Source organism: Capsulimonas corticalis (genome assembly GCF_003574315.2).
GTDB classification, from domain to species: Bacteria; Armatimonadota; Armatimonadia; order Armatimonadales; family Capsulimonadaceae; genus Capsulimonas; species Capsulimonas corticalis.
The window spans coordinates 7,199,934-7,220,569 of the sequence record NZ_AP025739.1; the positions used below are offsets into that span (position 1 = coordinate 7,199,934).

The 20,636-nt window shown below is 56.6% G+C and carries 14 protein-coding genes and 3 pseudogenes; 5 read left to right on the forward strand and 12 right to left on the reverse strand.

What is annotated here, in order from left to right; genetic code table 11:
* Positions 1 to 626: 626 nt before the first annotated feature.
* Positions 627 to 1,247: an ankyrin repeat domain-containing protein gene (locus D5261_RS31430; protein WP_119321720.1), complete on the reverse strand. Its 621-nt coding sequence runs from the start codon at positions 1,245 to 1,247 to the stop codon at positions 627 to 629.
* A gap of 213 nt (positions 1,248 to 1,460) precedes the next feature.
* Between D5261_RS31430 and D5261_RS31435 the strand changes: the two genes are divergently transcribed.
* Positions 1,461 to 1,814, forward strand: a complete 354-nt coding sequence (locus tag D5261_RS31435) for a helix-turn-helix domain-containing protein (RefSeq protein WP_119321721.1) — start codon at positions 1,461 to 1,463, stop codon at positions 1,812 to 1,814.
* Between the two features lie 32 nt (positions 1,815 to 1,846).
* Positions 1,847 to 2,461: pseudogene (locus D5261_RS31440) on the forward strand (IS630 family transposase).
* Between the two features lie 7 nt (positions 2,462 to 2,468).
* On the opposite strand, the pseudogene D5261_RS31445 reads toward D5261_RS31440, so the two are convergent.
* The 10 genes and pseudogenes from D5261_RS31445 to D5261_RS31490 all read right to left on the reverse strand — a co-directional run.
* Positions 2,469 to 2,731, reverse strand: a pseudogene (locus D5261_RS31445) (transposase); the annotation flags it as partial.
* Between the two features lie 163 nt (positions 2,732 to 2,894).
* Positions 2,895 to 7,397, reverse strand: a complete 4,503-nt coding sequence (locus tag D5261_RS31450) for an RHS repeat protein (protein ID WP_119321725.1) — start codon at positions 7,395 to 7,397, stop codon at positions 2,895 to 2,897.
* 48 nt (positions 7,398 to 7,445) lie between these two features.
* Positions 7,446 to 7,643 carry a hypothetical protein gene (locus D5261_RS31455; RefSeq protein WP_119321726.1) on the reverse strand — a complete coding sequence of 66 codons (198 nt, stop codon included), beginning with the start codon at positions 7,641 to 7,643 and terminating at the stop codon, positions 7,446 to 7,448.
* 612 nt (positions 7,644 to 8,255) lie between these two features.
* A complete protein-coding gene (locus D5261_RS31460) occupies positions 8,256 to 9,371 on the reverse strand; it encodes a glycosyltransferase family 4 protein (protein ID WP_119321727.1) in 1,116 nt (371 codons plus the stop codon).
* 34 nt (positions 9,372 to 9,405) lie between these two features.
* Complete coding sequence (locus D5261_RS31465) at positions 9,406 to 10,104, reverse strand: hypothetical protein (protein ID WP_125206017.1); 699 nt, start codon at positions 10,102 to 10,104, stop codon at positions 9,406 to 9,408.
* A gap of 41 nt (positions 10,105 to 10,145) precedes the next feature.
* Positions 10,146 to 11,825 (reverse strand): glycosyltransferase family 4 protein, encoded by a 1,680-nt coding sequence (locus D5261_RS31470; RefSeq protein ID WP_119321729.1) that lies wholly within the window; start codon positions 11,823 to 11,825, stop codon positions 10,146 to 10,148.
* Between the two features lie 357 nt (positions 11,826 to 12,182).
* A complete protein-coding gene (locus D5261_RS31475) occupies positions 12,183 to 13,514 on the reverse strand; it encodes a glycosyltransferase (RefSeq protein WP_165864235.1) in 1,332 nt (443 codons plus the stop codon).
* Positions 13,511 to 14,878 carry a glycosyltransferase gene (locus tag D5261_RS31480; protein ID WP_119321731.1) on the reverse strand — a complete coding sequence of 456 codons (1,368 nt, stop codon included), beginning with the start codon at positions 14,876 to 14,878 and terminating at the stop codon, positions 13,511 to 13,513. The genes D5261_RS31475 and D5261_RS31480 overlap by 4 nt, the downstream gene beginning before the upstream one ends.
* Positions 14,875 to 16,281, reverse strand: a complete 1,407-nt coding sequence (locus D5261_RS31485) for a glycosyltransferase family 17 protein (RefSeq protein ID WP_119321732.1) — start codon at positions 16,279 to 16,281, stop codon at positions 14,875 to 14,877. Before D5261_RS31485 ends, D5261_RS31480 begins: the two co-directional genes overlap by 4 nt.
* 528 nt (positions 16,282 to 16,809) lie before the next feature.
* The gene (locus tag D5261_RS31490) at positions 16,810 to 16,926 is read right to left on the reverse strand and encodes a DUF1016 domain-containing protein (RefSeq protein WP_165864237.1); all 117 of its coding nucleotides are present in this window, start codon (positions 16,924 to 16,926) and stop codon (positions 16,810 to 16,812) included.
* Between the two features lie 641 nt (positions 16,927 to 17,567).
* On the opposite strand from D5261_RS31490, the gene D5261_RS31495 reads away from it, so the two are divergent.
* Positions 17,568 to 19,178, forward strand: coding sequence for a recombinase family protein (locus D5261_RS31495; RefSeq protein WP_119321734.1), 1,611 nt, complete (start codon positions 17,568 to 17,570; stop codon positions 19,176 to 19,178).
* On the opposite strand, the pseudogene D5261_RS31500 reads toward D5261_RS31495, so the two are convergent.
* Positions 19,151 to 19,885 (reverse strand): annotated as a pseudogene (locus D5261_RS31500) (pyridoxal phosphate-dependent aminotransferase); the annotation flags it as partial. The gene D5261_RS31495 and the pseudogene D5261_RS31500 overlap by 28 nt on opposite strands.
* Positions 19,886 to 19,946: 61 nt before the next feature.
* Here D5261_RS31500 and D5261_RS31505 point away from each other — a divergent pair.
* Together D5261_RS31505 and D5261_RS31510 are read left to right on the forward strand one after the other, a co-directional pair.
* Positions 19,947 to 20,201 carry a CopG family ribbon-helix-helix protein gene (locus D5261_RS31505; RefSeq protein ID WP_119321736.1) on the forward strand — a complete coding sequence of 85 codons (255 nt, stop codon included), beginning with the start codon at positions 19,947 to 19,949 and terminating at the stop codon, positions 20,199 to 20,201.
* Entirely contained in the window at positions 20,198 to 20,617 is a 420-nt protein-coding gene (locus D5261_RS31510) for a type II toxin-antitoxin system VapC family toxin (RefSeq protein WP_119321737.1), read from the forward strand. Before D5261_RS31505 ends, D5261_RS31510 begins: the two co-directional genes overlap by 4 nt.
* Positions 20,618 to 20,636 lie beyond the last annotated feature (19 nt).

Below are 20,636 nucleotides of genomic sequence, written 5' to 3' on the forward strand. Positions count from 1 at the left end.
TCATGCAAGCCGGCAAGTCTCTCTCGGCGACACAGCTATGCCGCCGACTGATAACGTTATTGGGGCGGGCAACAACCTCTCAGGCAACGTCCTGAACTTGCTCGCCTAGGATATAGGCAAGGACAATGCGGGAACTCAACCGGATGCGCTTTCATCGTACGACTGGCGGAACAGCATGTTAAGGTCGACAAATCGGACGGCGAACAATCAACGATTGGTTGGCCCCTGGGTTTCACGCAATACACATCATGACCAAATTATACCGGTATCATCGATTAACCATTCAGCTAAATATTAGCGCCTAATTGCACTATTAAGTGATAGAAATATCAGCCCCATTTTAGATTGAAGATGCGTTAGCATCACCTTGATTGTTGTCGCAATTAAACACTAACATAGTCTTGTAAACGTGCAGGCGTCAATGATGCCCCCGGCTAGCCAGGACAATCGGTCAAAACAAATGCCAACCTAGATTATCTCTTGTATATTCCCACTTTGTATTTGGCAATTCCGGAAGGCCACGGTCTTCTAGCACTAGCATGGTATATTCTCCGCGTAGACCGATATTTTCTCGGACTAAATTGACTTTATGCGGATAAGGTCCCAGAAGCCACCGAGTAACAGAATCAATGTCTTTGCGCAGGAACTCTTAATTCCTTTGCCCCGTATTTTTTTAGTAATATCACTGCCGATACTTGCTTGCAAGATTCTGCAGCAGTTAGCACTGAGGCGGCATCACTTGTATGTGAATTTTCAACTGAATTCGGATTTGCTCCATGAGACAAAAGGAAACGCATAGCACTTATTTTCCCATTAACAGCAGCAACCCATAAAGCCCTACTATTTCCATCCCCATCGTCGTTTATTTTCGCACCGCGTGAAGCGAGGGCTTGCAACACGTCAACATTGTTCGAACTTGCCGCAGCCGAAATAGGAGTGCCTTGCCATCCATCATGAATATTCGGATCAGCATGGTAGTCAAGCAAAAGATTTACAATTGGTAAATTCCCATCATAAGCAGCAACACATAAAGCAGCTTCGTCAAGTTCGTCTTCGTGTGGAAACTTGTTTGGATTCACGCCGTCGGATAGATCCTTGGTCACGGCGGTAATATTATTTTCACGAACATCATTAACAAGTTTGACATAAATATGGGATGTAGAATTTTTCCCTCGATTTGCAAAGAAAACTATGCACAATAACAAGAGAACAAAGCTGATAAACAGCGTTAATTTGTACCTGATCAACGAATTTTCTCATTTCGGATATCTATTAATAAAATACATAGTACTAGAAGCAGTTATGACTTTCATAATTAATGCATATTTGGCGAGCATTAATATGATGAAGGACAAATAGTGTAACTTTTGACGGTCTCGGGAAGCCGATTGTAAGTAGTCGATCAAAAGAAATCGTGCCCGCTTGTTTGCGTTGATTTCTGGCTGGCGTACAATAGAGACATGAAATTTGTCTCTCCACTTTCTGAGGCCGATCAAGCCGATCTGGCGGCGGTGTATCGCAGCAGTCCATCGTATCGCCAGCGTCAACGCGCTCAGGCCGTATTGCTCAGCGCTAAAGGCTTCACGCTTGACCAACTCTCAGACATTGTCGAAGCAGAAAGCGCCACGATCAGCCACTGGCTCGATCAATGGCAAGCTCATGGTCTTCCAGGTCTGAGCGATGCTCCCAAATCAGGACGTCCGCGTAAGATTGATGCGGTCGTCGAAGCGCACTTGCACGATATTCTTCAATTTCCGACGCCTAATCTCAAAGCCGCCTTGGAAGAGGCGCTTCAAAAAAAGGGATCCAAATAAGCTGGCAGACAGCAAGACGCACTTTACGCCGCCTGGGATATTCCTATCGTCGAGCGCGCCGCAGCCCTCCCAAAGCCCCTTCGCAAGAAGTGCAGGGGCGAAAGGTGCGTGCTCTTTCGCGTCTGCATCGTCTCGAAGAACAAGGGCGATGCCAGGTGTTTTATGGAGACGAAAGCGGCTTTTGCCTCCAGCCATGTGTCCCCTACATGTGGCAGAAGAAAGGACAAACCGCTTGTTTGCCCTCACAAGGGCATTCACGGCGACTGAACGCCGCCTCATTTCTGAGCAAAGACAACCAGATTTATACGTTTCTGGGATACGAGCCGATTACTGCTCATCACATGATCGAAAGCCTCGATAAGATTGCCAGTCAGATTACTAATCCGACCGTGATTGTTCTGGACAACGCCAGCATTCATCGCGCCAAGAGCATTCAGGAAAAGCGCGCTCAATGAAAGAAGCAAGGGCTGCGCCTCTTTTTCCTGCCGCCGTACTGTCCGCATCTCAACAAAGTTGAAACATTGTGGCGCATGGTCAAATACCGATGGTTAGCTCCCAAAGACTACGCAAGCTTCGACTGTCTCTACAAAAGTGTTGAAAATATTCTAAGCAGAATCGGACAAGAATATCGGATTTCTTTTGCTTAGATACTTAATCACGCACCAGCCGCCGGAAGCGCAACTTCCAGGCGAAGGAGCGCTCGATCACCCATCGCCGAGGCAGAATCACAAAACCGCGCTTGGCTTCCGACAATTTGGCGACCTGAAGCGTAACGCCTTGCTCTTTGGCGACATTAGCCGCCGTGTTGCCCGTATAGCCTTGATCGACATAGTAAGCTTGACGCTACCGCCCGTCGCTTTCTGAACGGCCTTGGTCAGCTCCGAGACTTGCGCTCGCTCCTGTTCATTTTTCTCCGTTTTGTGAGCTTCGAGCGGTTCCAAAAAGAGAATGACGGATGACGCTTGGAAATATAAACATTTATAAGTCCCCTGCAGTGCCGGCGCCTACCGGATTGATTATTTACGTCTACTGTTAAGATAAGTGGCAAGCCAATTTAAAGTACAACCAGTAGGGTTCAGATTAATAGGCACCAGGCAAAGGCGTCGGATGAGAAAGAAATTTACAACAATCGTATGTGACTCCGCTAACAGTTTGGAAATCGCAACATGGCGATGGCGGTTTTGTCCACGGAAAAGCCGCTATACAACCTTGATGACAAGACTGATTTGAGCCAGCAACTTTTATGCCGGCAACACAAGCCGTCCCTCGACCCTGGTTTGAAGAGCCAGCATCCTGAATAAGTTGGAAGGCTATTGCACAGGATGCATCTACCGCATGTGTTATCTCGCAACAAGCCATACAGTGAGTATATCCGTGGTTGCATGCATGCTGCGGGGTATGGACATACGCAAGATAAACACCAATTGAGACCTCCGCACAAATAAAGGGATCCGTCGCAATTGATATCGGAATGTTACCCGAAGGATCAAAATATTTAATTGGGTTATTGAAACTGTATTGATATAAGTTTAAAAGGTTTGTTCTCCCTCGTAGCGCCAGTGCAGAATATAGAGCTCCATCAAACCCAATCGGGTCCCTGCTGAACCAGCGCCCATGGTTGATCTCCACGTACATCCACCGGTCCCGCACGTAGTAGAACGCGTTCGAGCCGGGCCAGTAGTACCCGTACTTCCCCTTGTAGCGGTACATCAGCCGCGTGAAGTTCGTCGTCTGGGAGCCCCCCGCGATGTCCCCGAACGCATAGTAGTCGAACGTGTCCGTCACCGTGCCCGTCGCGTCAACCATCGCCCGCACGTCCCCGGACATGTCGTACACGTAGAACAGGCTGTCCAGGTTCTGGAGGTCGCGCAGCGACGTCAGCCCGCCCCACTCGCCCGGGTAGTCCGTGAAGTGCAGGATGGAATTGCCGCTGAGGTCCGTCTGCCCCAGCACGTTCTCCCCGTCCCACACGAACCGCCCGTTGCCCCCCGACTGCCGCTTCCCGTCCGCCGAGTACGCGTTCGCCCCGCCGTTGAACGAGACGATCCGATTCTCCGCGTCCCACAGGTACGTCGTCTGGACCCCGGTCCCCGCCTGCGGGATTACCCCGGTCAGGTTCCCGTTCCGGTCGTACGTGTTGGTCGTCCGCGCCTGGTTGGAGAACTGCGAGGCGGTCAGCTGGTTCGCCGCGTCGTAGCTGAACGTCGTCTGGAAGCCCAGCCGGGTCAGCGCCGCCCGGTTGCCGGCCCCGTCGTAGGCATAGGTGACGCTGCGGCTGTTCGCGCCGCCCTGCTCCAGGACCAGCTGGTTCGAGGCGTCGTAGCCGAACGTCGTGACGATGCCGCTGAGTTCCAGCATCATGAGCCGGTTGCCGGCCGCGTCGTAGGTCGCCGTGTAGGTCGCCACCGCCGTCCCGTCCGCCCGACGGCTGTCCGTCACCAGCTCCCGACCCGCCCCGTCGTAGAGGTGGCTGACGGTCATGCCGTTCGCGTACGTCTTGATCCGCTCCCGGTCCAGCGCGTCGTACGTGAAGGTCGTGCGCTCGGCGTAGGGGTTCCAGATCGAGGTGAGCCGGTTCTGCGCGTCGTAGGAGTAGGTGGTCAGCCTGCCGTCGTTGTCGAGCAGGAGCGATCGGTTGCCGGCGGGGTCGTAGGCGTAGGAGAGGGCCTTGCCGGCGCCGTTGACCTGGCGGGAGAGCCGGCCGGCGGCGTCGTAGGCGTAGGTGGTGGCGCCCGTGACGTCCTGCAGCGTCGTCTGCTGCCCGGCCCGGTCGTACGTGAAGGTGTTGAGCGTGCCGTCCGGGTAGACCCTTCCGACCTGCCGGTTCAGCACGTCGTAGGTATAGGTGGTGACGATCCCGCGCGCGTCGGTGCGAAGGCTGGTATTGCCGACGGGGTCGTACTGGAAGGAGGTGAGTTGGCCAAGAGCGTCCTGCGTCGAGAGCACCGCGCCACGCTTGTCGTAGAGGTTGGTCGTAGCGTGCCCGTTGGCATCCACCACCGCGAGACGCTGCCCCGCCGCGTCGTACACGAAGGTCGTGAAGTAACCACGCGCGTCCTGCTGAGCCAGCGTCCGGCCGGCCCCGTCGTAGGCGGTCGTGCTCAGGCGTCCGAGCGCGTCCTGGAATGCGACGGCTTCTCCCGCGCCGTCGTACAGAGCGGTCACGCTCTGGCCCAACGGGTTTACCTGGGCGACGGCCCGGCTGGCGACGTCGTAGACGGTGGTCCAGAGCTGGCCGAGCGCGTCCTGCGTCGCAACGTTCCGGCTGGCGGCGTCGTAGAGCTGCGTCGTGCGATAGCCCAGCGCCGAGACGCCCGCCTGGAGGCGACTGTCCCGGTCGAAGACGTTTGTGGTCACATTCCCGCGCGCGTCCTGCATAGTCGTCCGACGGCCTGCCGCGTCGTAGCCGTAAGAGGTGCGTGCGCCGGTCGCGTCCACCGAAGCGATCATCCGGTTAGCAAGGTCATAGACCGTGGTGGCAGTACGGCCGAGTGGGTCGACAGCGGAAGTCCGGCGGCTGGCCGCGTCGTAGGCATTGGTCCAGCGGTTGCCCAGAGCATCGATCGAGGCAATGGGACGGCTGGCGGCGTCGTAGACGCTGGTCGTCAGCCGGCCCAGCGCGTCCTGGGATGCGACAGGGCGCTGAGATGCGTCGTAGAGAGTCGTTGAGCGGTAGCCCAGCGCGTCGATGCTAGCGAAGGGACGGCCGACGAGGTTGTAGACCGCCGTCGTGGCGCGTCCGATCGGGTCGATGTGAGCGATGCGCTGTCCAGCAACGTCGTAAACGGTTGTACTTGTGTTCCCCAGCGGGTTCGTCAACGCAACCTGGCGACTGGCGGCGTCGTAGCCATACGTCGTCATCCGTCCCAGCGAATCAATAGCCGACTGTTCGCGACCGTTGGCGTCGTACACCGTGGTGCTGCGGTTGCCCAGTGGATCGATGCGCGCCAGCGGACGACCCAGCAAATCGTACACCGTCGTGCTCACGGCGCCGATCGGATTGGTCGCCGTGACAGGCTTGTCCCACACGTTGTAGGTCCACGTCGTACGGTTCCCCAGCGGGTCGATCTGGATCGTGCGGTTGCCGTTGCTGTCGTAGCCGTTCGTCGTGACGTTGCCCAGCGGGTCCGTCTCCGCGACGACCCGGTTCTGCGGGTCATAGGATACGCTGCTGCGGTTGCCCAGGGGATCCACTTTCGCGATCACGTTGCCCGCCAGATCGTACACGCTCGTCCATATGTTGCCCAGCGGGTTTGTCACCGTCGTCTGATTGCCAAAGGGGTCATAGCCGTACGTCGTCGTATTGCCAAGCGGGTCAACTCGGCTTGCGATCTGCCCCCGATTCGTATAGCTTAGTGTCGTCGTATTCCCCAGAGCGTCAATGGAAACTTGGGGAAGCCGCTTTGTGCCGGTGGAGTCGAATGGGCTCCCTGCATAGCCGTACAGGTTGACGGCATTCGTCCCGTCCGCGTACGTCAACGTCACCACGTTTCCAAACCCGTCTCGCCCGTACGATGTGGTCCGGCCCAGCGCATCTATCGTCGAGGCCGGGCGAGATCCGATGTCGTAGTTTGTCGTCGTAATGGCACCGGTCGGCTCAAGGCGGCGGAACTCAAGGCCGTTAGAGAGCCCGAACGAGGTTACCTGCCCCAGCGGCGTCTGGATGGCAAGTATCGTTCCCTGGACTCCCAGCGAATAGGTCGTCACTGCTGAAAGCGAGTCCACCACCGTCATATGGCTGCCGGTATAAAGGTACTTCGTCAGTCCCGCCGCCGGGACAAATCGCTGGATAGCGCGCCCCTGTGCGTCATAGGCATAGCTGGTCAGATAACCATTCGGGTCGGTAATGGAATTCAGTAGTGGCGTGGCGTCATAACCGTATTGGGTGATGCAGCCCGATGGCCCCTGGACACTCGCGAGGACGGTCTTGCCTCCGGCCGTGCCGTAGGCGAACGTAGTATTGCGTCCGGCCCAGTCCTGGATGCGCTGCAGCTTGTTTGAGACATCGTAAGAGAAGGTGACCTTCCGCCCCGCCCCCTCGGTAAGGCTCTGCAGAAGTCCCGAGCTTAGGTATGAGAAGGTATGCGTGTTACCGACCGCATCCTGGGCGTAGGAGACGGTGGTGACCTTTCCAGTTGTGTCAAGGGGATACGCTGCGGTAATGCCGCCCTGGGTGGTCTCCTTCCAGTAACTGTTGGTGGTATCCTTGACCAATGTGTTCAGCACGCCAAGTGACTGGGGATAGAATGTGCCCGTACCCAAGTCGGTGTACGTGACAACTGCCCCGTTGCCGCGAGTGAGTGTGACCAGGGTGAACGTGGTGGGCGTGGTGAAGAGCTGTGCCTGGCAAAGGAGGTTGGTGCTGAGGGTCCGTCCGTACCCGAACGGGCCGTCGTAGGCGGAGGCGGCGTTGTAGAAGTAGGCGACATCGACGTCCATCCCGGGGCTTGGGAGCGAGATCTCCGGGTCAACCCGCAGATTGCCGTCGGTTTGCGGGTGAGGTCTCCAAGCGGCGCACGGGGCGCACCACGCTTCCGAGAGGTCAAGCACGTCGTATCCGCTTGCGTCGATGGTCCTGAGCATGGCGTTCTCCCGGAGCCCTTATCGGCTCCCGGTCGAGTTCCGTCCTGATTACTTCTTCAGGCAGACACATATGCATTTATTGCAGGTGCAGCACTTGTATATCGAAGGCAGTCCCGCGATGTCGGGAGGCGGGCCATAATCCGACGAGGTCTTGGCATGGTTTTGGCTCGCGTCCGAGCCGGAGCAGGCGACGCACAGGGGCGACGCCACGACGTTGCCGGTGGTGTTGGGGGACGGTCCGATCATTGCTCTGTTCCTCCAGGCGCTACTATGGGCATGGGTCTATGCCATCAATGGTAGTCTTAGTCGGGTCAGGGTTGGCGATGACAGTGAAATCTGCACTTTTAGAAGCAGTAGTTCCATCCATAGAATTGACAGGAAACATGCACACAACACTATAGACACCTGGAATGGCGTCACAAGGCACCCAAACTCTGGCCGTTCCAGGTCCGTAGTTAGGCCCCACGGGGTCCACTGGCGATTGATTTGTGACATTCCACCCATTTGTGCCAAAGTCTGGCACACAGTCGTTGCACGCGGCAACGCTGAAGGGTTGACCAAATATCGTCCATTGGTCAGCTCTCCCCCCCGAGCCATGGGTGGTGGGGAAACTTATTGTAATCGCCACACCTTGGGAATCAGCCATCCTGAACCTCCTCCTGCATATCAAATGCACATCCGATACGAAAGCAATAACGTACAGAGCGTCGCCTTGCGCTTTCCGGCAGGAATCACGGGACAAGGTAGCTTGCTTTATTAGTGCATTTAAAACAACATAATCTCACAACATTGTAAGCCGCCATTAGCAATCTGTCAATACATTTTTGCAGTGCTATGTTGAATCTATAATTCGGTAAGTCACCCTGTGTACTCCTGACCAAAGCAATCCACTGCATGTAATAGCCTGTTTACCGTATTCCGCCAGGTAAGCGGTTGGACGGTTTCTACGCCAGCCTGATTGAAAAGATCTTCCCCCGCTTGCTTGAGGACGTGTATATGGCGCATGTGCCCAACCATTTGTTCTTCCTGGGCACTTCCCAGCCTGGCCCAATCGCCATCGCCATGGAACCAAATCCCGTCGTTTGCCGTTTCTCGCTCATCAATGTCGATCAGCAGCGAATTGTTGCGATTGCAGTGTTCTGTATGCGCAGAGCAATTGGTGACGATGACAGGCTTGCCCATTCCCATCATCTCAAGCGCCTCGGAACACCAAGCTTGAGCCCGCGATGGGAACACACCGCAATCCGCACATGCCATCAACCTGGCAATCTCCTCTTGAAACTGGAAATGATCGTTGCACACCAGGATCTTGTCGGCTAGTTTGCAGTTCCGGCACAGGTCGCACCAATAACGATTGACATCGCGGTTTTGATGATTATGGCATACAAGTATCAGAGCCACCCGATCGCCGGGCTCGAATGCCTTGTTGAAGGCCCGTACAAGTTCGTTCTGCCCCTTCCTGGTTTCCCATTTGCCGACACTGATGAACTTGGTGGCGTTGCCAAACAAGTGGGCAAACGGCTCGACGTTCGGATGGAACACGGCTGTGTCGACCCCTTCCGGCACAACGCTGCATGGTATCCCTGGCAGTTCCTGCTCGATCACACTACGAGCCCACTTCGATGGAACAACCGCCAAATCCTGGCTGCGCAGTTGCAGTGCATGATGCGCGCGAAATTTAGTGGAAGGATTGGCAACCCAGGCTACTCTCGGTCCACCCCCCACGTGAAGGCAGCTCATCGAGAGCGGCAGGATATTAACACTCGGTAAGGTGTAGTCACAGGTCTCTTGCCCTGCAACGGCTTTTGAATACTCCTTATGAAATTCTGGCAGATATTCAATCTCTCCAAAGGGCCAGAGCGATACGTCCAAAGCTACATCGATTGCCGCTCTTGCAATATTCAAGGTGTGATAGCCATATGCCGTTCTATTCACCAACCCCAAAATATTAAAGCCACATGTTAGACCGGCCAATCATGACCTCCTCCTCGGCCAACCGGGATGTGATTCAGAGAGATTCTGAAAAACAGGCTGCTCTATGATAGAAGCTGCCCAATCCAGTTGTCTCTTCACCGATGTGCTGAACCAACGATGGAGCAGTGACAATCAGGCGATGGCGATTCTCCGCCACATACCGTCCCAAAAGAAGGTCATATGGCTCGCGAAACTCATCGACCCCATGCTTCCTCAAGTATTGCGCAAACCCAGTTCGGATTGCTGCTGGATAGTAGGTGGCCTGGGTCCCATAAAAGCTCTGGGGCGGAAACTCGGCATACATTGCTCCCCCAGCATAGGCGTACCCGCAAAACGGATGGGCGGAGTAGAGAGACAATACGTATCCGCAGCCATATCGGGCATTGATAACGGCCGTTGTGTCCAGAAATCGACTAAGCCACCCCTGAGCAAATTGTATATCGTCCTCAAGCAGAAGGAGATCTCGATCCAATGGCTGCAATGCAAGGCAACGCCAATAATTCCATGAAGCCCGCCGCCGGACCGGCTCCTGCTTTAGCAGTTCCCATTCCTCATCCGCCTCAATTATCCTAAGATCCGTTGAGGAGCGATAGCCTTCCAGGTATGCCGATTCCGGTGATCCTACGACAAGGGACACAGGGCTCGAAATATTCATGCTGTCAAAAAGTCGATCTAAATAGTTTCTTTCTCGCAATACCGTCGAAATCACAACATCACATTCAAGAGTGTCCATTTTCAGACCTACCACAGAGTTATCTCACCAAGAGGCCGCAATCAGGTTTGTTGTGCAGCAGTCATATGACCATATTTGATTAGCCAGAGGATGTGCGCCATCAGGCGTGATGGAGAGAAGTGATAGCGTTTACCGAATGGGACGACGAGTTCGTCAACCGTAACTGAACGCTTTAAACTCTTCCTGAACCTCAGAAACCGGAGTAATGCAATCATTGCGCGCTGCGAAAGGACGCCTCGCATCTCGTCATGTATAATCATGGATTGAGGCGTTTTGGCCGCATGCAAGCCGCGCTCAGTTATCGTCAGATGGTCGCTTGTTGTGAGACATCTCGTCGGGAAGTGCGAGAACGCTTCGAAATAACGGGGCTGATCGCCCATCGGCAGTGTTGAAGGGTATTCTGGGTGTTGCCGAGACGTCGCTATCGATGCCAATTCATTCCAAAGCGCCCAATACTGGGAAATTACGTTTTCCCATCGGTAATTAGATACGCAGTGTTGCCTAGCGGCATCCCCCATACCCTTACGCAGATCTTGGTTTGAGACAAGCAAATCCAAATAGTGCGTCAAGAAGTGCAAGTCAGTCGAGATAGACTGTTCAAGATGAAGATCATCTTGTTTCCAATTGATCAATGGGGAAAATAGTGCAACCTCATCGTCGGCCTTGCCCCAGAGAGTGGGTACATGGAAGCCTGTCCTGCCGTGTTCACTCGTCTCGCGATAGCCAGACCAATCGGACACCACAACTGGCAGCCCTGAGGCCATCGCCTCAAGAATGGACAAACCGAAAGACTCTTGCGGGGTGTCGCTCAAGCCAACAAAGATGTCTGAAGCCGCGTAGTAAAGCGGCCCTTCCAATAGAGACGGCGACGGGCGCAAAACAACCTGATCAGCAATTCCAAGGCGCCGACAAAACGCTTCTATGCTCACCACTTCGACTGGCGTTGCGTTCCCAGCGAGCAACAAAACGATCTGATCTCCATGTTTCTCAACCAGGTTCTGAAACGCCAAAAGCAGAGGATTGAGGTCAGCCTTAGTGAGATGATTAATCCGGCCAAAATATAACAGAATAACCTTATTAGGAGGTAACCCTAGTTGACGAACCGCGATAGCCCTGTTCTGCGGTTGGTAATTATTGATATCTACTCCGAGAGGCAGCACATCGAAGCGGCATGGACGGTCTGGTATCCGGCAGCCGGTAGCCTCCAAACTTTCCCGCGCATGACCGATCATTTTAATAAATGCGCATTTTGCGGCGTTGGAGGTGCAAATAATTGAATCATACGGCTGTGTTGGTGTCAGGAGATATCTGGTAAAGAACTCGTACAGGACTGGCTGTACGCTGAATCCATGCGTCAGCGCGGTAATCGGGAATGGCTTGCTTGCAAATTTGGAACGTATGTACGCGAGGATATGTAGTTGAGGAGCTAATATGTTGTGAAATGCAGTAATATCCCGTTGCTGGATAGCCTCACCAATTTGTTCAAACTCCCATACACTCGCAGTGTCAGTGTTCCCGCCATCGACGCTTTGCAATAATGCCAAAGCCCTTCGCGTTTGCTCAACTTCGGCTTGACTTACGAATAGGCCAACATCTCCTGCTGGTGAATACTGCGCCAGATTCTTCACAAATTCGCGGCAAGCAACCTGCACTCCGACAAACTCGCTAGTATCAGCGCGCTTGTTTGAAATTGGCAGCATTGCCGAATAAATGCCAATCATTGATCGTAGACCTCGGCCAAGTGGCTTACTAAGCGCGCTCGCCCAGCATGAGACCCAATACAGATATACAGAATATCCAATGACTGCATCCACTCCCTAACCTTCACCAAATAAGGTTTTCTTGCTATCCTCTGAGTACTGGGCTCAGAATTATGCGAGATCCGCGTAAAAGCCGTTGGAGAGCACGATTGCCGATGGCGGATATAATGCAGAAGCGGGAGCGCCAATGATTGGTGATGTTAGCCGATTGTAACACTGATGCCAGAATCTGTCAAATCCTTTTAGTGGGTGAAATCCAATTAATACATGCATTCTACTGGGATAACTCTGTGCGGAATTTTGCTCCTTTAGCATCTTTCATGCTCCATCGCGCACAAACACCGTCAATCCATTGTTGTTTGGCAGATGCGACTGGAGCGTCCATTCCGGATGCTGGCGCATGTAGGCAGACACGGCGGGCCAGATCCCACGGTGACCGGGCGTCTCACCGCGCTCTCCGTACGACTCCGTGTCGTGCAGCACCAGGAAGCGACGTACGAACGGCGCATGGATGTCCAGCTCCAATGCCACACGCTCCTCGTCATGGAGTCCGTCGATGAACAGAAGGTCTGTCGATTCCGGGCGTACGACCTCTCCTTCGGCGGGAATGCGCTCGAAGTCGATCCCGGACAGGCGTGCGGCGTATTCCACGCGCACGTTCGCCGCAGTCCGTGGGACCTCGTACACGCGCAGTTTTCGCGGGTGGGTGTACGCGAGCGCGCAGGTCGACTGCGCCATGCCCACGCCGATTTCCGCCACATCGTGCACCGAAGAGGCGAGCCGGTAGAGCATCTCCAGGTGATCATTGATGTCCGAGGGCGTGTCCACCGCCGTCCAGAACAGCTGCTCAAGACGTCGAGCCTGGGTGTCCCGGTCCTGATCCGCTTCCCGCCCGAACGGGAACGCGCTGTACTCGGACAGCATGTCCTCGCGCGTGCCCGCAGGCATGCGGCCCCACTTCGTGCGGAAGTACTCGGCGTTCCGCCCCGCCCGTTGCTGGATCAGCGGCTGGGTCTTGGGGTTGTTGTTCACCGTGCGCATGCTGTGATGGAAATATGGCGCGCAGTACAGGCGTAACGCCTGCTCGTCCGCCCGCACCAGCCGCGCATAATAGTCATTGTCCTCGAAATAGGCTCCCAGGAAGCCCTCGTCGAACCATCCGACCCGGCGGATCGCCTGCTCGCCCAGCATAAAGCAGGAGAAGTCCAGGTGGTGGTCTTCTCGCTCCTCGGCGGGGTCCCACGTGAAGACATCCTTCGGAGCGTTGCAGCGCGGCGCTATGTCGTCCCCGGTCACCAGCACCAGATCCCCACGCCCCAGCCGGGCCGCCATGCGGTCGATGGCCTGAGGATGGAGCAGGATGTCGTTGTTGATCACCAGCACCTGCGTGCATCCGTCCGCGAGGGCTGCTGAGATCCCCAGGTTCCAGTTCCATGCCAGGCCCGTGCTGCCCGGCGGATCTGTGAACGTGATGATGTCTGGACGGCTCGCGAGCCACGACTTCATCGGCTCGTCGCTGTAGTCGTCAATGACGTAAAGCTGATAGGGGTGCCTCGTGCGGATCGTCTCCAAGGCCGCCTGGGTGTAGTCAAGGCAGTTGCGCACTGGAATCACGATCCCGATTTTCGCGAGAGGTATTTGTGTGGTCATGCCGTTTCCTCCCGCGCCCCTGTCGGGCTCGTCCGGCGCAGCACCGTCAGCCCGTTGTTGTGCGGGTAGTGCTGGTGCAGCAGCCATTCGGGATGCCCCCTTAAGAACTCTGAGACCGCCGGCCAGACGCCGCGATGCCCCGCCGTTTCCCCTATGTGGCCGTACGTCTGGGTATCGTGCAGTACGATGTACCGCTGCGCCTGCCCGGCGTGCAATCGTAGGTCCTCACGCATCCGACTTTCTACGTGCGTCGTGTCGATGAAGAGAAGGTCCGTCTCCGCGATGGGCTTGGACGCGTCGGAGCGTATCCACTCGAACTCCGTGCCGGCAATCCGGGCCGCTCCTGCGAGCAGAGTCAGATGGGCGGACCTTGCCGGCTCGTAGACCCGCAGGCTTCGTGGCCGGGACTTGAGGAAGGCGCAGGTGGAGCAGGATCCTCCCGGCGAGATTTCCGTGATGCGGTCGACGGAAGCCCCCAGCCGCATGAGCAGCTCCAAGTGCCCGTTGATGTCGCTGGGAATGCGAACGACGCGCTCGAACAGTTCGTCCACCCGCGCCTGCGCCGAATCCCTCGGCGGGCGTTCCCGGTTGAATGGAACCGGGAAGTACGTTCGCCGCATCTCCTCCTCACTGCCCGCCGGCAGTCGACCCCATTTGGCCGCGAAGTACTCCTTGTTGCGCGAAGCGGCCTGGCCGATCTCCTCCGAAGCGCGCGGGTCGTCCCGAATGGTTGCCGTGCCGTGGTGGAAGCAGGGGGCGTTGATCAGGCGAACCGCCCTCAGCCGCGCCAGGGCGACGCGGGCGTGATAGTCGTTGTCCTCGTAGTAGGCCCCCTCGAAGTTGTCGTCGAACCAGCCCACCTGTTTGAGCGTGTCCCTGGTGAGAGCGAAGCAAAAGAACTCCGGCCGCCCGTCTTCGCCGTCGATCCCCACCGGCAGCGCTATCACCTGGTTCGGATCCCGGTACGTCCCGCCCACGTCGTGCGCCGTCACGATCGCCGCATCGCCTCTGCTGATGCGCTCGACCATCACGTCAATGGTCCGGGGATGGAAGATGATGTCGTTGTTGGCGACAAGCACGTGGCTGCAGCCGTCCACGATCGCCGCCGCGATTCCAACGTTCCAGTTGTAGGCGACCCCGGTGCTCTCGGGAGGATCGGTAATGCTCACGAAGTCGGGACGGCTTTTGAGCCACTGCTTCATTGGCTCGTCCGAGCGGTCGTCGATGATGTAGATCTGATGGGTATGCCTTGTCCGGATGCTGGCAACCATCTCCTGGGTGTACTGCAGACAGTTGCGCACCGCCGCGACGATGCCCAGGCGCACCAGTTCTGGATCGTTTCCCGTCAGGATGGTGCGTGTCAAGCGATATCCTCCTTCAGGGCGCCTGCCTCAGACGGTTCGCCGTTCATCATGCCAGCGGCCGTTCTGCTTCGCGCTAGCACGGTCAGGCCGTTGTTGTTGGGGAAGTGCTCCAGGATATGCCACTCGGGAGATGCCCGTAGGAAATCCGTGATGGGTGGCCAAACGCCGCCCATCACGGCGGTCTCTCCAAGATCCGCAAACGTCTGGGTGTCGTGGAGCACGATAAAGCGGCGCGCCTTGCCGGCGTGCAGAGCAAGCTCCTGGCGCATCTGCTCTTCTACGTGCCAGGTGTCCAGAAACAGCAGGTCCGTGTCTTCGATCTGCGCCTGCAGCACATCCTGTTCGTGGAAGATGAAGTCGATCCCGCAGGCGATAGCAGCCTGCTCCACCTTGTCGACCTCCTGGTGCCTCACCAGGTCGTAGGCGACGATTCGTTTTGGTCCGGCGTGGACGAACGCTGCCGTGCTTTGCCCCGTCCGGGTTCCCATCTCGGTGACGTGGTTCACCGTGGACGCCAGCCGGAACAGGTAGGGGAGGTGTTCGGAGATGTCTGACCGGGCGTTGGTCGCAGCTACGTAGAGATCCCGCGCTCTGGCCTCCGCCGGCTTCTCAAACACGAGGTGGTTGTAGCGCTCGCGGTTCCGAGCAATCGCAGCGGGGAAGGTCTCGTCAAGCGGCACGCAGGTGAAACCCTCTCCGCCGCGGCCGAAGAGGTCGGTTCCAGCCGCCATGCAGCGCTCGATATGAGCTTCGTCCAGGAACGCCGGACGGTCGAACTCGGTGTGTGCGGACCCGGCTACCTTTTCCCTTATCGCCTGCACGCCGCCTGCGTAGCTGAAGTGCCACCCGCCGTTCCTGATGACGGCTCCCTGGCTTTCCCGGAGCCTTTGCATATCCGCGATGTCCTGCCACCGGGCCATGCGGGTGCCATACCATGGCTCGTTGACCCGATAGTTCACGAAGTAGTAGGAGAGATGTTGCTCGAAGACGTAGACCGTGCCCGGCACTTCGCGCTGAAGCGTACGAGCGTACCGGGCAACAGCTTCGGCGCGCGGAATTTCGTCGAGATCCGACAGCATCACGACATCTTCCTGGGAGAGGCCGCTAAGCTCCAGTCGCTCTCGCATCAGGTGGCGCGGATAATTCTCCCGCGCCCATGGCCCCTGCAGGTCATCTGGAAACTTATCAATAATGACGTGCTCGATTGGGAATCCAGCGAACCGTTCCTTGTTAACTTCGAAATAGAGTGGCTTCGGCTTACCGGAAAACGTCTCGGTCGCCTCGACGAGCAGGAAGCGGTCGACCACGGGCATGAGCTCGGCCAGCCGGATCTCGAGAATGTCGAGTTCGTTGAAAAACGGAAACGCATCAATGATCATCGGCATCCGCTTCCTCATGAGCATCGGGGTTGTCTCGCGCAGCGATGACTCGGATATTCTTCACTGCATATCGAGGATCCTTCTTAATTACTGACGTTGGGTGCAGTTCAAATTCAAGGCAGGCAAGCATAATTTAGGAGTCTTTTGGCTCATTGATGTCGAAGTCTCTGCTATATCTATTGTGGGAAGCGACACACGATGCCAGATTCGAACCCTTCGGATTCGCAAAAGCAGAAGTGTCTTACGGAGCGCGAGACCCAAATCCAGAGATGATGCAGCAGATTGAGCAAAACTGCGTGAAGGCTTAGTCGAAGACGCCGGAACGCTCGAAGAGATTGATAGCGATCTGCGTCCACCCAATTTCTGCAACCAATGGTTGCAATTTTGGCTTCGCGTGATACTCCAGGTAGAACGTGCGCATATATCGGTGTTGCGCTCCGAAAAACCATGGATTCCTGGAAATTCGTTTCGGATGTCCGCCGCCAACTGCCCGACGATCGATTGCCCTCAGGTCTGTCCCTGCTGCCGATCGGCAATAAGGCGGCCGATGTCCTAATAGAGCCCGATGAGCTCTTTGTTGACCGCCCGCAATGCGCCGTACTGCGCGGAACGAATTCGTCCCTTGATTTCTCCCAGAAGGCTTGTGTAATCGGGGGTGATCTCTGTCATAAGCCAATCTTACCTCTCCGCGTCATCGCGTCCACCACACGTGTACGGCTAGTGCGTCAAGCAGGGAGGCACGCATGGATCGACGCATAGTAGCAGCTCGCATCCCGTAGGTCGCCATGGCTCGCCAAATCCAGTATTGTACACCACCCTAAAATCATTTATTCGTCTTCGCCACCGCTTCTTAATCGATTTACGCGTAGCGTGCAAATCTGCGTCCCTCCAGTTGCCGGATGGTAGTCTCGGCTTCATGTCTCCGCTACAGTCTCACATGGGTGCGGCTGCGAGGGCAAGAATGGCGGGCGCCGCATTTCACGAGCTTCCTCCCCAACACGGGGATGGATCGGAGGAGAAATGACAGCCACGACGAACAATGCGAAAGATGCTTCTGTACGCCAAGAGCATGCGCACAGGCGCTGCCCTTCCGCAGGCGACCAAAGTCCGGCGGGCACGAAGGCATGGCCGCCGGAGGCAGTCGCCGCCCGGTGGGACGGGTTCTTCCTTGAGGCGCGCCGTCTCGCGGCCCTGTCGCGCGAACGCCAGCAGAAAATCAGCCTTCCGGAATAGCGTTCCTTAGGCGAGTATCAATGAAAGCATAAAGGCGGCGTCCGCCGCTGAAGCCCCAAACAAGAATGAGGTAGAGAATGAAAAGAGCGGCCATTTACTTGCGGGTATCCACGTCGGAACAGCTGAACGGAACGAGCATCGACGGGCAGAAAGCAGCTTGCCTCGGCCTGGCGGCCTCCGAAGGGGCGCAGGTCGTCGGATGCTATTCCGAGGACGCCAGCGGCGCGCTGTACACCGCGCGCCCCGCGCTGATGGAGGCGCTGGCCTCCATCGAGCGCGGCGAGGCCGATGTCCTGATTGCATTTAAAATCGACAGGCTGGGCCGGAGCGCCCGGATCATCCGCGACGTCGTGGATCGCATCGTCGCCGCTGATGCGACGGTTCTGACGACCGATTACAAGCTCGATAAGAGCGCGATGGGCACGCTGATGCTGAACATGCTCGGGAGCTTCGCCGAAATGGAGAAGGACGGCATTCTGGAACGCACGAAGGGAGGATCGCTCCGGCGCGCCCAGTCCGGCGTGCAGCCGCAGCGCTCCCGGGTCGCATTCGGCTACCACGTCGTGACAAACCCGGATAAGCAGCGCGGACTGTACCCCGAATCAGCGCCGGGCACGTACGTACTGGACCCTCAGAAAGCGCAGGTTATGGGAGAAGCTTTCCGCATGTACGATGGCGGGGCCAGCCTGCGCTCCGTCGCAAAATGGCTGCAAGGAACCTGCTCGCCAAGCCGAGGGTCAGCCTGGTACGCATCGACCCTTCGCGCATTATTGTCCAATCCGATCTTCAAGGGACAGGCCTCCTACGGCCGGCACAAAAAGATCACGAAGGAGAAGGGCAACACCACGATTTCACGGATGGTTCTTACGGGCAACGCCGTTATCATCCCCTGCCCCGCGATCGTGGATGCGGCGCTCTGGGACCGCGTTCAAATCCGGCTGTCCGAAGCGCGCCAGACGTTTTCCGGCAACCCGGCCCGCAAGCATCTGCTCAGCGGCCTGCTGCGATGCCCGCTGTGCGCGCGATCCATGAAGGGAACGCGCCGCACGATCAAAGAGACGACTTACCACTATTATTCCTGTCCCCACTCCCGCCCCTCGCGCAGCATCAGTGGAACCGTATGCAACCCGAAGCTCCTGGACGCCCACGTGGCGGAGTCGCTAATCCTGCACGGGATTGGCGACATCGTCTCTCGTCCGGAAGTCCTGCGGGAGGCGCTGGACGCCTATCGGCGCATGGAGATGGTCGTCTTTGACCCAGCGTCCATCGCATCAGCGGAAGCCGCCCTGCGCGCACTCGACGCAAGAGAAACAGCAACGGTCACCGCGCAGGTTCAAGGCATCCAGGCTGGAGCCAACCCTGCAGTGTATGGGTCGGCGTTCGCAAAAATCGCGGAAGAACGCACGACCCTCACTAAACGCCTAAATGAGCTGAAAACCCAGCAAAAAAGCTTTGCTTCCGAAAGGCTGGACGATGCGACACTCATGACGGCGGCGCTCAGGGACGCAACGACGGCGCTTTCGAGCCCTTACCTGACGGACGGAGAGCGGCATGACCTATTGGCGCGCGTTGTGGAGAAGGTAATACCGGAAGAAGTGGAGGGAGAGACGGGATACCGCGTTTTTTTGCGCTCGGATGCGGAAACTGTTCATATAACTCAGCCGATGCGCCAGCCAGTCGCGCTATAGGTTTTGGAGAGGCCGCTGATGGTGATCGTGCGCTCACGCATGCCGGGCAGGTCGGCGATCCGGACGTGTGGTCCTTCGTAAACCATATGCTCGTAGATCTCGTCGGTGATCGCGGTGACGTCCCATTTTTGACAGAGATCGGCAATTTGAGTGAGCTCTTCGCGCGTGAAGACTTTGCCGGTGGGGTTGTTCGGAGTGTTGATAATGATCGCGCGCGTCTTGTTGTTGAACGCCGCCGTCAGTTCGGCCAGGTCGAAGCTCCAATCGGGCTCATGCAGAGTCACGAAGCGCGGCAACGCACCGGACAAGATCGCGTCCGGGCCGTAATTTTCGTAGAACGGCTCGAAGACGACCACCTCATCGCCAGGATCGACCACAGCCATGAGCGCGGCCATCATCGCCTCGGTCGCGCCGCACGCCACCGTAATCTCCCGCTCTGGATCTGGGCGGTCGCCATAAAAGTGCGCGGTTTTGTCCGCGATCGCATGGCGCAGCGAGCGAGCGCCCCAGGTGACAGCGTATTGATTGATGTCGTCACGGATCGCGCGGCACGCCGCCTCCTTCATCTCGAAGGGCGCCGGAAAATCCGGAAACCCCTGCGCGAGATTGACGCCGGGCTTATCCCCGCGCGCAAAAAACAAACGGGTCATTTCACGAATGACGGATTCGCCGAACAGCGCGGCTTTTTGAGAAGTGCGGATGGGCATGAAAACCTATCTGTATTACACGATTTAAACTTGTGGTACAATCTACTATAGAGGTAAAACTATGAGCAGTGTTCGATTGGATTCTACCACTCAGGATAAGTTACGTCAAATTGCGGCAATAAAAGGGATTACCGTCTCCGAAATTCATCGTCAGGCTTTGGAGCAGTATTTGGAACGTGAACTCTCGCCTCCGAAAAAGAGCCGTTACAGCGACCTCATCGGCGTCGGAGCGAGCGGTCGAGATGATCTTTCCGTTCGTCACAAAGAAATTTATCGAGAGATTCTCGATGAGAAATACGCCAAATCACAAGAATGAACAGTATCTTGATTGACACCGGCCCAATTGTTGCAATTCTAGATCGCGATGATCGGCACCACACAATATGCAGTCAACTCATCGAACAGTTGGATTGCACATTTCACACAACAATGGCTGTGCTTGCAGAGGCAATGTATCTCGCGCATAGTCATGTCGGCTGGAGAGCACAGGAAGCGCTTTGGCGGTCAATTAATCGTGGAGACTTCATTCTCGAACATCCTTCCGCGCGCGACCTCCTGCGTATGGAGGAGCTGATGTCTAAATACAATGATCGTCCGATGGACTTCGCCGACGCCTCATTGGTCGCTCTTGCGGAGCGCCTCTCTCTCACAAAGATCTTCACGGTCGACCGCAACGATTTTTCCACTTACCGGATTGGCCGAAAAACTCCCTTCACGATCATCGGGCCGTAGCACGGGAGACTTTCACAAA

Coding starts and splice junctions, on each gene's coding strand:
- D5261_RS31435 (WP_119321721.1), top strand. CDS start 1,461: ATGAAATTTGTCTCTCCACTTTCTGAGGCCGATCAAGCCGATCTGGCG.
- D5261_RS31450 (WP_119321725.1), bottom strand. CDS start 7,397: ATGCTCAGGACCATCGACGCAAGCGGATACGACGTGCTTGACCTCTCG.
- D5261_RS31455 (WP_119321726.1), bottom strand. CDS start 7,643: ATGATCGGACCGTCCCCCAACACCACCGGCAACGTCGTGGCGTCGCCC.
- D5261_RS31465 (WP_125206017.1), bottom strand. CDS start 10,104: ATGGACACTCTTGAATGTGATGTTGTGATTTCGACGGTATTGCGAGAA.
- D5261_RS31470 (WP_119321729.1), bottom strand. CDS start 11,825: ATGATTGGCATTTATTCGGCAATGCTGCCAATTTCAAACAAGCGCGCT.
- D5261_RS31475 (WP_165864235.1), bottom strand. CDS start 13,514: ATGACCACACAAATACCTCTCGCGAAAATCGGGATCGTGATTCCAGTG.
- D5261_RS31485 (WP_119321732.1), bottom strand. CDS start 16,281: ATGCTCATGAGGAAGCGGATGCCGATGATCATTGATGCGTTTCCGTTT.
- D5261_RS31490 (WP_165864237.1), bottom strand. CDS start 16,926: ATGACAGAGATCACCCCCGATTACACAAGCCTTCTGGGAGAAATCAAG.
- D5261_RS31495 (WP_119321734.1), top strand. CDS start 17,568: ATGAAAAGAGCGGCCATTTACTTGCGGGTATCCACGTCGGAACAGCTG.
- D5261_RS31505 (WP_119321736.1), top strand. CDS start 19,947: ATGAGCAGTGTTCGATTGGATTCTACCACTCAGGATAAGTTACGTCAA.
- D5261_RS31510 (WP_119321737.1), top strand. CDS start 20,198: ATGAACAGTATCTTGATTGACACCGGCCCAATTGTTGCAATTCTAGAT.